This window comes from Microcoleus sp. LEGE 07076 (genome assembly GCF_015207455.1).
Lineage (GTDB): Bacteria > Cyanobacteriota > Cyanobacteriia > Cyanobacteriales > Microcoleaceae > Microcoleus.
This window is the reverse complement of sequence record NZ_JADEWV010000003.1, coordinates 60,923-73,121: the sequence shown is the minus strand read 5'-3', so window position 1 is coordinate 73,121 and position 12,199 is coordinate 60,923. Positions and strand designations below refer to the sequence as shown.

Sequence of the window (12,199 nt, the reverse complement as noted above, 5' to 3'; positions counted from 1 at the left end):
GTGAAATTCCAAGTGTTTGAGGAGCAATGACTTGCCGTTGCCTCCATCCCCGAAAAAATACAAAATTTGTTCGCGGGGCGGGTCTTCGTTTAAATAAAAGGCAAAGCGGCGGGTAAATTCGTATCTGTCTGTGAAGAGTTGGAGTTTGCGATCGCTGCTAATAGTTTCGCTTTCTAAATCTTCGTCGTCTATTGGCATGGTTGTGCGGGTGAGGAGTGATTTTATTATATTATTTATTCCAACAGGTCATAAACCGTAATTCTCATACCTCGAATACAAGTTTTGCTATCTCGCTTACCAGGTGCGATCGCCCTAATATTAGCGATGTCTTGTTCAGACATCGCACTTTTCCTTGAGATTCCGACAAACTGCGAACCTATGGTTTAAGGAAGCAGTACATTTGGTGTAAAACTGCCGTGCAAACCGTAGGGAATGTGGTGTTTTAAATGCAGCTTTGTTACAGGCCCTTTCGCGATATCGCCAGCATCTAAAATTACTAAGGTCGATCGATGATTAGCCGCATCGTACATCAAAACCAGCAGCCAGCCGTCATCCTCAGCAACAGCATTGGGACGCGCCACAAACACTGGTTCCCCCGCAAAACCGCGCGGCGCTGCACTCCAAATTTGCCTTTCACCAGTCAGGAAATCAAATTTGAGAATAGCTTGCAAAGGAGCATTTCCACTCGGAGCATCTGCTGCACCAATATAAAGATATCGGTAAGGTTGTCCGACATGATTTGGATGCAAAGTCGGAAACTCGCAGCACCTAGTTTCAATTACTTGATGCTCCACTGTTTCCGCTTGTAAATTCAGCTTAAACCGCCACAATTCACCCGCTGGAATGGTGTTAAAATCAATCTCCAGAAAATCGCCGTCATGCTCTACAGTTGGAAAGGATTCGTAACAAACTGAGTCAACAAAAACTTCTCCTTCTTGTTCCCAGGCGTTGCAGTGGTGGAAGACAAAGCAAGGTTCTGTTTCTAATATTTTTACCTCGTCAGTGCCGTTGCGGGGAATCAAAATTACTTGCGTTGGCTTGTTGGGCGAAAATTGAATGCACTGGGATGCACTCCGAAATCCTAACAAGAAAAGCAGCGGATTGAAGCTGACGGGATTTTGGAAGAATATGCAGTAATTTGGGGTAATTACCATGTCGTGCAAAAAGGCAAAACCCGGTATTGCATGGGCGTGTTTTTGCAATAGTTTGCCGCTGGTGTCGAGTTCGTAAATGGTAATTGTACTCGACAAACCGGGCTTTACGGAAAAGTTGACTAATCTGTCTCCTTGACCATTTTTGCCTTTTTCAATTCTGGGGTGGGCGGCGAAGGCTTCACCTGGTTCCAAAATGCCGTCTAGGGTGTCTAAACCGATCGTTTCTAGGGTGCGGGGGTCGAGTCTGTAGGGCTGTGCTGCTTCCCAGAGTGCTAGCAGTTTTTCGCCCCAATAAATGATGTTGGTGTTGGCGATGTTTTTGATTTTGACATCAAAGATGTTGCTAAGCCAGCCCCCGGGCTTTTGTGTGCCGAATACGCCTCTGTGCAGGATTTTTCCTGATTTTTGTTCTGCTAAATAGCCTTCGGTTTGTACGAATCGGTTGCGGAAATGGGCGCGGCCTTGGGAAATTACGATCGCACAAACCATTCCGTCGCCGTCAAACGGGTGGTGGATGCGCTGACCTTTGATATCCAACAATCCGGGCCCGTTGCGAAAGAATGTGCCTTGCAAGCCGGGGGGGATTTCGCCTTCTATGTCGTCAATCCAGTAGTCGGATTCGTTGGGTTGGGATTCGTAGCCGCGCTGCCAGTCTGTGCGATCGTATGATGGTTTTTGGGCTGCTGTTTTAGCTTGGGAAGTTTCTAAGTTTTGCATGGGTAGAATAAGCTTTTGTTGATTTAACCGCCGAGGGCGCAGAGGGCGCAGAGAGGGTGAAAGGGGGAGAGTCGGAAAATTAGAAAAGTATTCTTTCTTCTTTCTTCCTTCTTCCTTCTTCCTTCATTTGTTATCTTGGCTGCGTCTTTCTGACCTGACTGTCGGTACTAAGTCGGGAAAGTATTCGGGCATGAAATGTTGTCCGCCCGGTTTGGCACTTCCTAGTTCTGTTTCTAATACAGGGAGCGATTGTTGATAGTTTTGGTCGTCGCTTTCTGCATTTTCTGCGGGCAGCCAATTTAGGAATGGCAGGGGTAGCAGTGTGGAGAGGTTGGTGATGACTATTAGCAGCCACAGGTTGTCGAAGTTGCGATCGGTAATTCCCAACCAGTGAGTCAAAATTGCACCGCCTTCGTGGGACAAAAGTCCGGCTAAGTTGGTGACTGACATTAACACGGCAAATAAAGTAGCTTCGACACCGGGGGGACACAATCGCGCCGAGAGAACTAGCACCGGCATATAAGCAATTTGTCCGATTACTGTCAGGATCAAGCTGTCTCCGATGCTGAACCACTGGTCGTCAATTCCTAATGCTCGGTTGGCATGAGTTACTAATAGTAAAGTTGTCAAGCCCAAGGCGGTGGCAATGACTGTTGACCAGCCAAAAATTACTCGAAATGGAATTGCTTTGAGGAATCGCTGAAACAGCCAAATGCCGAGGAGGGCGGCAATGCTGGTGACGAGGCGCACTCGGCCGAGAAATTCTGGTTGAAACCCTAATTCGTTGGTGGTGAAGAAGAAGAAGGCTGAGTCTGAACTTGGGGTGGCTTGCCACAGGAAGAGAAAGGCGGTGGGCAGCCAAATAGTTTTTTGGGTAACAGCTTGCCGCAGTTGTTTGAATTGGATTTTTACTGTGTCAAAGTCGGTTTTTTTGTTGACTTTTTCTTCGGTAATTAACCAAGCTGTTGCTGATACAATTAGGGGGAAAGATGCGGTGATTAAAAATATGGTGTGGGTGCTGAAGTGTTGCAGCAGGAAACCGCTGAGGTAGGCGGTAATCAGTCCGCCTAGGGCTGAAGCGCCCCAGGATAGGGATTGCAGGGAACCTGCGTCGGCGACGGATTCTTTTCTGGCCCTTTCGACTATTAGGGAATCGGCGATTACGTCGCTGACGGCGAGGGAGAGGGAACTCAGGGCGATCGCCCCTGTAGCGGCCAGCGGTGTGTGTACAATTGTTGCGAGGCTCACCCATGCTGACGTTCCCAGCAGCCCGGAGAGGACGATGTAAGGCCGTCTGCGGTAGCCGAATATTGGCAAGCCGTCGGACATGAAGCCGAACACGGGTTTGATAATCCAAGGTAGGGCGACAACGCCCATCATTGCCGAGACTTCGGCGGGACTCATGCCGAGCTCGTCTTTGAGGAAGAAGCTGACGGCTAAGCGGGCTAGTCCGAGGATGCCTTGGACGAAGTAAATCAGTAAGATGGCTATAAGTTCGGGGGTTGGCTCGTTCCCAAAGAATATTTTTTGTTTTAAAGATTCTTTGAGTTTGCTGGCGCCAGAGGGGGAAAGGAGCATTTGAGCAATATTTCTTAATGAATCTCAACATTTATAACACATTCTTAACGGGTTGCGCTAACTGTCTGAGGTGGGATGCGAAAATGACGGTAAGCTGGCAGCAGTTATAAGATTGTAATTAACCTAATTTCAATGATTTTTTGTAGCAATGAAAGCAGAAATAAGAATAGTGTCTCTGACAGTTGTTGGGATTTTAGGATTTGGAGCTAATTTAGCCTCAGCAATACCTGTTGCTAACCAGCAAGGTGATTATCCGGTTCCGACCTCAAGAGCGCGGGGGAACAGGCAGGTAAATTGGGTGGTTGTTGACTCGGATTCTCAAGGGTTGAATTGCCGCATGGCTCAGAGATTTCGATCGATCTCTGTAGATGCTCTTGATGCACCAGATGAGTTATTTACAAAAAATAAACACAATGTTTCGCAGTGGCCTGTGGTGACTTCTTTTAGGCGCGGAAAACGGTTGCAAGCGGTGACGGGAAATAATGCTGATCAAATTATGATTGCTGACTCTCAGGGCAAACCTTGGCTGCCTATTTCCACGGAAAAGGGAAATTGTTTTGTGCGGGCGAACAGCCGTTTTATTAAACCGATTCGGGAAAATCCTACTACTTTGAAACCTTTGGAATAATCAACCGCGAAGACGGGAAGGACGCGAAGCCAGAAAAAAGAGAGAGTTCACAACTACTGAAAGGAGTGTTAAATGATTATAAATCCTGAAAATGTACCGGATAGTACAGGCTCCAATTATCCAGAACAATTTAAATCTGCGGTGGCTGGGAGAGTTAAAAAACGCTTGGGCGATGCGGCCGGATTGCAGAATTTTGGGGTAAATTTGGTGAGGTTGGCGCCGGGAAGTTGTTCTGCTCTGAGACATTGGCACTCTCGTCAAGATGAGTTAGTCTATGTTCTGGAAGGGGAGGTTACTCTGGTGACAAATTCTGGTGAGGAAGTGCTGCAACCGGGTATGGTGGCGGGTTTTCCGGCTGGAGATGCTGACGGGCATCATTTGGTGAATCGCTCGAATGCTGATGTTGTTTATCTCGAAATTGGCGATCGCACTCCTGATGATTCAGTGGATTATCCCGATGAAGATTTAATTGCTAAAGCTAGCGATAATGGTTGGATTTTTACTCGCAAAAATGGCGACATTTATGAGGATTGAAAGTTTATGAGTCAAGTCAATCTTTGGAGTTCTGCGGAACACGCTTTGTGGTATCTTGCTAAGGCTGATGGTATTCCTCACCGCACGGAAGGTGAAGCGGTTTTGTTGGAGGAAGTGCCAAAAGATGTCAGGCGCATTCTGGATGTGGGTACGGGTGATGGGCGGTTGTTGAGTTTGCTGAAGTGCGATCGCCCGAATGTTGAATCGGTGGCGATCGACTTTTCGCCGACAATGCTGGAAAAAGCCCGCATTCGGTTTGCTGATGACAATACTGTCACGGTAATTGAGCACAATTTTGACGAACCTCTGCCGGATTTGGGCAAGTTTGATGCGATCGTTTCTAGCTTTGCCATCCATCACGTAGAGGACGATCGCAAACGTTCGCTTTACGCCGAGATTTTCGAGCTTTTGGAACCCGGAGGCATTTTTTGCAATTTGGAACACGTAGCGTCCCCAACAAAGACTTTACACGAGAAGTTTAGAGAGGCACTGGGTATTAGCGATTCGCCCGACGATCCGTCTAATAAATTGCTGGATGTGGAAACGCAATTGCGTTGGTTTAGAGAAATTGGTTTGGGTGAGGTAGACTGTTATTGGAAATGGCGGGAACTCGCTTTATTAGTTGGGGTGAAACCAGTTTAGGATCGTGGATTAAATAACTTCCGTAGGTTCGTTCCACGGGCCAACCTACAAAAAATGCAAGTTATTTAATTTTCATTCCTTAGCAGCCGATATGGGTAAGGACACGGAACAGTCGTATCCTTTTAAAATTGGAAACAGTCAATCAAAGTCGATACTAGCCGTGTCTAATAACGAACCTGCACCGCATTTGCACCTCCTTTCTAGCTTTGAAGCGGGATGGGATGGTTTGAATCTCATTTACGAATTAGAACCTGCTGACGAAATGCCGGAAACTGATTTAGGTCAGCACTTTATCATCATTGCTCAGAATGATTTTCGGGCGAGTTTTATGTTTAATGGAAGTTGGCAGCACGTAGATTATGCCAGCGGCGATATTGCTATTATTCCTGCCAATCAAACTTTTCCTAGAACATTAGTCGATCGCGAAGTTCCATTAATTGAGCTATTTCTCGAACCTGCAATGCTAGCCCGCGCTGCTTTTGAATCTGTGGATGCCGATCGCATTGAGTTAGTGCCGCAATTGCAACTACGCGACCCTTTAATTCAGCATATGGGGCTAGCATTGAAAGAAGAACTAGCAGCCGGAGGTGCAGACAGTCGCCTGTATGCAGAGTCAATGGCAACAGCGCTTTCTGTGCATTTGCTGAGGCGCTACTGTTCCTTTCAAAAGGAGATTAAAAACTATACTGGCGGATTGTGCAAGTATCAAATCACGCAAGTATTCAATTATATTGACGAACATTTAGACCAGGATTTGAGTTTGGAAAAACTGAGTAGTGTCGTGCAGATAAGTCCACATTATTTTGCTAGTTTATTCAAGCAATCTACAAAAATTACACCTCATCAATATGTGATGAAATGCCGAATAGAGAAAGCAAAGCAGTTGCTCCGGCAGCGGGAGTTGACACTTGTAGAAATCTGTCACCAAGTCGGCTTTCAAAGTCAGAGTCATTTCACAAGAGTCTTTCGCCAACAGGTCAAAACTACGCCAAAGGCATATAGAGATGCGCTTTGAAGGTTGGGAAGATTAGGACATTTTTAGGAAGATTGGGCAAGACAGCGGCAAAGTGCGATCGCTAAATTAAGTACCTACCGACAATTTCTTTGAAGGAGTAACCAAGGATGAAAGGTACTAAATTAGCTTTTGAAGGATGGAGTATCGTTGGTTGGTCTGCGGTGATAGTTGGCATTATGCTTGCTGTTATCTGGCTGATTCACGGCGTTGATGAAACAGCGATGCGGTTGGCGATTCGAGCAACTGCTCGTACTTCGTGTATCTTATTTCTAAGTGCTTTTGTTGCTTCGTCACTTCGCAGGCTGTGGCCAAATATATTTACACAGTGGCTGTTAAAAAATCGCCGCTATTTCGGCTTGTCGATGGCTGTGTCGCATACGTATCACGCGATCGCCTGGACTGGCTTGTGGTGGGTCACTTCTGGCGCGTCGCCTCAGTTTGACCCTCTGGGAGTCTTAGGCTATGTCTTCCTGTTTGCGATGACTGTAACATCTTTTGAGCGATCGGCAGCATGGATAGGTCAACGAGCCTGGAAAATTTTGCACAATGCTGGAATGCACTATTTCTGGCTGGCTTTTACCTTTGAATTCAGTACCAAGATTTTCAAATCAATGCTCGTATATTTACCTTTGACAATGTTGCTAGTTGCAGCAATTATGATTCGCCTAGTTTCTCCTAGAATACAGAGAAAATTAGTTAGTTAGTTAGGGGTTACACACTCCCACCAAAGAAACCGGGTTTTTTAACTAATCTGGGGGGTACAACAAAGTATTTTCCTAAAAAAACCCGGTTTCTCGGCCCCGAGGCGTAAGTTTTAATTAAATTAAATCCGGTACTTTGGGTTTAATTTGCCGCTCGTACCAGTTCATGAACGGGGTGGAACTAATGCCGTGCAAAATCACAGAAAGTACGATATTGAAAAAGTAATCCAGGCAATTTTCTCGCCAGTTTCTCCTTTCAAACCGTGGCCGAAAGCATAGGTAAGATAATAGATTATGGAAACGCAACTGCGCTGGTTTATAAAAAGTGGTTTTACCGATGCAGACTATTATTGGAAGTGGCGGTAACTCGCTTTATTAGTTGGGGTGAAACCAGTTTAGCTGCGGGTAAGGACTGCATTATCGTGTCCTTTTGAAATTGGAAATAGTCACAATTAGTAAAGTGCATCAGATTTTAAAACCCTCAATAATCGTTCTATCTATAAATTCACCTGACGCACCCTACAGCTTGATTTGAGTATGCCAGTTGCCTAAGTCCTGAATATAAGAGGTTGCTGTCGTAGTAGAAGTCGATATAGAACAGTTCTGGTTATTTGAAAATAACCCACAGAGTATTAAGGAGAGAACAGCCGAACTCTTAACCCAAACGATACAGAAAGCAACCGTTTTTTGGAGTAGCAAGCAAATTCAACCTCCAATTTACACTTTTAGTTAGTTGGGATGGAAAATATTGTCCGGTCGCTCGCACATTGGAATATTACCCAGTTAGAGGGCTGTTTTAAGAGTTATTAACCAAACGATCGAATTAACAACAAACAAAAAGGTATAAAAAATATAGATTGATGGAGCGCCGATAGCTCGACCTAAAGAAGGCATTTTAATTGTTTTTAATGAACCGAGCGGGTGAACAAGACCTGCCGGAATTGAGCGAGTATTAAAACTTTCATCTAAGGCGCTTTCATCATTCAAAAATTGGGTAATTGCATTGACTCTTTGTATGTAATAAAATTGCACCTTCCAGTAGGTAGCTTCTAAAAAACAGAAACCAAAAATTATAACGTATCCTAGGGGAACTAACGCATCTATTTTGCTTGTAAAAACCCAACCAATCAACGCTACCCAAAGGGTGATTGCCGTAGTTTTTAATTGCATCATAATTGTTGTGAAGTTAGCTACTTTTGTCTCTAGTTCCTCGGCTCCTTTTTGCAGCATAGCTAGCTGAAATTCAAATCTATCCATATTTGACTCGGCGAACGTTTATATTAGAGTTATCGCAAAATTATAATCTTCTTTTCTTTCGGTGTCGTTAGAGAACTTCGCCTGACGCACCTTACAAGTCGATTTTAGATTATATAGTAAGGTGCGCTACTCTCCCGAAATTCCCGATCGCCGTTAGAGAACTTCGCCTGACGCACCCTAAAAGTCTGCATAAAAAGGGTTTGTAGTGAGGACTTTAGTCCTTGAGTGCTGAGTAAAAAAGTCCTCACTACAAACATTATTTAATTAAATTAAATCCGGTACTTTGGGTTTAATGCGTCGCTCGTACCAGTTCATTAACGGGGTGGAACTAATGCCGTGCATAATCACAGAAAGTACGATGGTTGAAAAGGTAATCCAAGCAATTTTCTCGCCAGTTTCTCCTTTCAAACCGTGACCGAAAGCATAGGTAAGATAATAGATAGAACCGACCCCGCGAATCCCGAACCAACCGCACAGCAAGCGGCTGGCTGGATGTAAAGGACTGCCGATTGTACTGATCCAAGCTCCCACAGGCCGAATTAAAAAAATTAACAATCCCGCTACTAAGAGCGAGTAGCCTCCAAAAGCGAGCATAGGTTCTAGGCGCAGCATCGAACCTAATAGTAAAAGAGTTGCTACTTCCATTAACTTTTCAATGCGCTCGGTAAAGTGCAGTTGGGAAAGCGGTTTTTCTGGGTTGCGGTAACTCCCCTGCACCACAATTCCTGCTACAAAAACTGCGAGAAATCCGTAGCCGTTGACTACTTCTGTGAGGGAATAGGTGAGTAAAATTGTGCTGAGGGCAATGAAATCTTCCATTAATTCATCTGCCGGTTTGTGGCGTTGGAGTCTTTTGTCGATCCAGGTGACGGCTTTAGCTACTAAAATTCCCATAACGATACCTGCGGCGATCGCCCAAATCAAGTCAACTGCTACCCACTGCGAAAACCAGTTGGGCCAGTTGTTATCTTTGAGCGCATAAATGCCGAAATAAACAAAGGGAAAAGCTAAAGCATCATTCAAACCGCCTTCGGAGGTTAAACCAAAACGCAATTCATCGCGATCGTCTAGATGAGCTAACTGAACTTCTGATGCTAAAACTGGATCTGTGGGAGCGAGAATTGCCCCCAATAAAATAGCTGGGCCCCAATCTAATTTCACAAACCAATGAGCGATCGCAGCAACTGCAAAAATCGAAATTGGCATTAAAAAACCGATCAGTCGTACTGTGGAATTCCAAGCCCAAAGTTGCAGCGGGCGATTCATTTTTAAGCCGCAACTGAACAGAGAAACAATCACTACAAATTCTGTAAGTCTTTCCAAGAATTGAGCGTCGGGGCGCAATTCAATCAGCTTGATACCGTAAGGCCCCAATCCGATACCGACAACTAGATAAATTAAGGCATAAGACAGTGGCAATCGCGAAATCCATCCCGAACCCAAGGTGACTGTCAGCAGGAGGATGCCAATCGCTAGCAAGTTGAGAATGTAATGATCTACCATAGCGATCGCACTTTAATTAGGTTTGACAAGTGCGATTTTAACAGATAAAAGCTTTTGGCGCATCTACCAACCGCTAGATTCTGCTATCTTCCCAAAGTTATATCTATTTGTTATCTGTGATTTGTAACAAATGACTAATGACTAATGACTGCTCACTAATGACTGCTGACTGCTGCCAACTAACAACTGCCAACTGACTACTGACTTTTTTCGGTAGCGATGATGTGCAAATCTACGTGTTTGAGCGATCGCACTAATTGCTGAGTCAAAGAACCCCGCAACAACAACTTCCAGCGAGATTGCTGGCTTTCACCAATCACAATTTGAGTAATGCGATACTGTTTAGCTACATCAGAAATTGCTTTGGCTATATTCTGACTCTGCACCCGCAGAAATTGCCCGTTAAATTCTTGACAAAGTTTCTGGCACGTTTCAACGTGTAAGCTTTCGGCTTTTGTTAAAAAGCGATCGGGGTTTTCCACAAATAAAGCATAAAATGGCGCATTCATGTAGCTAGAAATTCTCCCACCCCGTCGGAGAAGTTGCAAAGAATTTGGATAAGTGGAAACGCATACTAAAACTCGTTCGTGAATGTTACAAGATTGACCTTTTAAAGTTGCTGCCTCATCTTCAACGTTGTCTGCGACTTCTCGTAATGCTAGTTCTCGTAATGCAATTAAATGGCGACGCTGAAAAAAGTTTTTTAAAGATTGTTCAATTTTTTCGGGAGCATAGATTTTACCTTCTAGTAACCTTTCTTCTAAGGTTTCTGGTGTCACGTCAACCACGAGTATTTCGTCAGCTTCTTCCAGAATGCGATCGGGTACTCGTTCTCGCACGACAACTCCGGTAATTCGCGCTACTAAATCGTTGAGACTTTCTATGTGCTGAATGTTGAGAGTTGAGTAAACATCAATGCCAGCATTCAGTATTTCTTCGACATCTTGATACCGCTTTTCTCTGAGAGAACCGGGAATATTTGTATGAGCCAGTTCGTCGATTAATGCTAGTTGAGGGTGGCGTGCGATCACAGCTTCTGTATCCATTTCAGTCAGAGTTATTTCGCCTCGCAGCATTTGTTTTCGTGGGACTATTTCTAGTCCCTCAGCTTTGGCTGCTGTCTCTTTTCTGCCGTGAGTTTCTAACAATCCAACAACTACATCAATGCCTTCTGATTTGATTGTGTGTCCTTCTTCTAGCATTCGGAAAGTTTTGCCAACACCGGGAGCCATCCCAATAAAAATTTTATGCTTTCCCCGACGGCGGCTGCGATCGTAAGTGCGATTTGGTTGGGCGTAAACTGCGTCGGGGTTATTTTCGAGTTCGCTAGAGTGAATCATAGCTAAATAGTCAGTTGATAATTGATAGTGGATAGTTGGTAGTTGCTATTTGGTATTTGGCAGTTGCTAGTTGGTAGTTGCTATTTGATATTTGGCAGTTGCTAGTTGTCAATTGTTGAAAACAACAAATAACAAATAACAAATAACAAATAACAAATAACAAATAACAAATAACGAATGACTATTATAAACCACCTAAAGCTAGATTTAGTTTGAGGACATTAACTCCGGGCTCACCGAAAATGCCGAGAAATCTGCCGTCTGTATTTTGGGAGATCAGCATTTCTACTTGATTGGGATTGAGCGATCGCACTTTTGCTATCCGTTGAACTTGCGCTCTAGCTGATTTTATGCTAATGTGCGGGTCGAGGCTAGAACCGGAAGTGTAGACTAAATCAGCAGTTGGTTGAATACCAGCTCTCTCAATGCGCTCGAACTCAACTTGTACGCCCTGAAAACCATCTTTCTCATTCCCCCGTTTTAGCAAATCCGAGTTACTGGGAGCCAGATTAGTAGCTCCAGAAACACCTGTTTTTTGACTTAAATTATCGGCTTTTGTCGGAGCGTAATCTGGAAAAGTGCTGTAATTCGTGGTGCTAGGACGGCTCAAAAAATATTTTTCCGAGGTGAAATTCTGACCGATTAATGAGGAGCCAACTACAACTCCTTGCTTGGTAATTAAGCTACCATTTGCCTGGGAATTGAAAGCAATTTGACCGATTGCTAGCAAAATCAAGGGATAAACAATGGCTGTAATTCCCCACAAAACTAAAGTCACGCGAATTGCTCTGATTATTTCTCTCATATTTTTGATTTTGGTGTGGTGAAAAAGTTAATTTTGAGTGGTAGAGCTTCAATTAAAATCTTTCCGGCTGAAATATAACCACCAACAGGTAAATAGAAAGCGCGATAATCACCAAGCCCAGCAGACTTAAACCCCAGACAGCTTTGCGGGTCAAATCTTCGCCAGAAGCTGCATAAACAGCGGGAGCAATGATGGCATTGAAACACATTACTAGAAATAGCTGCACCGGGATTGGGTGACGCTGCCACAGGGTTTGTGCTAACTCAATAATTGTTTGAAAATCCGTGGGCAAAACATGATTAAGCCAATTATTACGTTTCATGAA

General features: G+C 44.4%; 13 protein-coding genes. 5 read left to right on the top strand and 8 right to left on the bottom strand.

Annotation, left to right across the window (positions count from 1 at the left end):
- From IQ270_RS01140 to IQ270_RS01130, 3 genes are all read right to left on the bottom strand, one after another.
- Positions 1-198 (bottom strand): hypothetical protein (locus tag IQ270_RS01140; RefSeq protein WP_228055981.1); only part of this gene is annotated, 198 nt, incomplete at its 3' end.
- Between the two features lie 185 nt (positions 199-383).
- Positions 384-1,871, bottom strand: coding sequence for a carotenoid oxygenase family protein (locus tag IQ270_RS01135; protein WP_193971138.1), 1,488 nt, complete (start codon positions 1,869-1,871; stop codon positions 384-386).
- Between the two features lie 123 nt (positions 1,872-1,994).
- The gene (locus IQ270_RS01130) at positions 1,995-3,449 is read right to left on the bottom strand and encodes a folate/biopterin family MFS transporter (RefSeq protein ID WP_193971136.1); all 1,455 of its coding nucleotides are present in this window, start codon (positions 3,447-3,449) and stop codon (positions 1,995-1,997) included.
- Between the two features lie 148 nt (positions 3,450-3,597).
- On the opposite strand from IQ270_RS01130, the gene IQ270_RS01125 reads away from it, so the two are divergent.
- The 5 genes from IQ270_RS01125 (at position 3,598) to IQ270_RS01105 (ending at position 6,972) form a co-directional block, all read left to right on the top strand.
- Positions 3,598-4,077 (top strand): hypothetical protein, encoded by a 480-nt coding sequence (locus tag IQ270_RS01125; RefSeq protein ID WP_193971134.1) that lies wholly within the window; start codon positions 3,598-3,600, stop codon positions 4,075-4,077.
- 72 nt (positions 4,078-4,149) lie between these two features.
- Complete coding sequence (locus IQ270_RS01120) at positions 4,150-4,611, top strand: cupin domain-containing protein (protein ID WP_193971132.1); 462 nt, start codon at positions 4,150-4,152, stop codon at positions 4,609-4,611.
- Between the two features lie 6 nt (positions 4,612-4,617).
- Positions 4,618-5,253, top strand: coding sequence for a class I SAM-dependent methyltransferase (locus tag IQ270_RS01115; RefSeq protein ID WP_193971130.1), 636 nt, complete (start codon positions 4,618-4,620; stop codon positions 5,251-5,253).
- Positions 5,254-5,413: 160 nt separating this feature from the next.
- Positions 5,414-6,268 (top strand): AraC family transcriptional regulator, encoded by an 855-nt coding sequence (locus IQ270_RS01110; RefSeq protein ID WP_339384162.1) that lies wholly within the window; start codon positions 5,414-5,416, stop codon positions 6,266-6,268.
- 107 nt (positions 6,269-6,375) lie between these two features.
- Positions 6,376-6,972 carry a ferric reductase-like transmembrane domain-containing protein gene (locus tag IQ270_RS01105; protein ID WP_193971126.1) on the top strand — a complete coding sequence of 199 codons (597 nt, stop codon included), beginning with the start codon at positions 6,376-6,378 and terminating at the stop codon, positions 6,970-6,972.
- Positions 6,973-7,752: 780 nt separating this feature from the next.
- Here the strand turns inward: IQ270_RS01105 and IQ270_RS01100 are convergent.
- The 5 genes from IQ270_RS01100 to kdpF all read right to left on the bottom strand — a co-directional run bounded on the left by IQ270_RS01100 (position 7,753) and on the right by kdpF (position 12,196).
- The gene (locus tag IQ270_RS01100) at positions 7,753-8,226 is read right to left on the bottom strand and encodes a hypothetical protein (RefSeq protein ID WP_193971124.1); all 474 of its coding nucleotides are present in this window, start codon (positions 8,224-8,226) and stop codon (positions 7,753-7,755) included.
- A 264-nt stretch (positions 8,227-8,490) separates the two neighbouring features.
- Positions 8,491-9,729, bottom strand: a complete 1,239-nt coding sequence (locus IQ270_RS01095; protein WP_193971122.1) for a sodium:proton antiporter — start codon at positions 9,727-9,729, stop codon at positions 8,491-8,493.
- A 197-nt stretch (positions 9,730-9,926) separates the two neighbouring features.
- Complete coding sequence (locus tag IQ270_RS01090) at positions 9,927-11,069, bottom strand: sensor protein KdpD (RefSeq protein WP_193971120.1); 1,143 nt, start codon at positions 11,067-11,069, stop codon at positions 9,927-9,929.
- 184 nt (positions 11,070-11,253) lie between these two features.
- On the bottom strand, positions 11,254-11,874 hold the full coding sequence (kdpC, locus tag IQ270_RS01085; RefSeq protein ID WP_193971118.1) for a K(+)-transporting ATPase subunit C: 621 nt from the start codon (positions 11,872-11,874) through the stop codon (positions 11,254-11,256).
- A 52-nt stretch (positions 11,875-11,926) separates the two neighbouring features.
- On the bottom strand, positions 11,927-12,196 hold the full coding sequence (gene kdpF, locus IQ270_RS01080; protein WP_193971116.1) for a K(+)-transporting ATPase subunit F: 270 nt from the start codon (positions 12,194-12,196) through the stop codon (positions 11,927-11,929).
- Between the last annotated feature and the right edge of the window lie 3 nt (positions 12,197-12,199).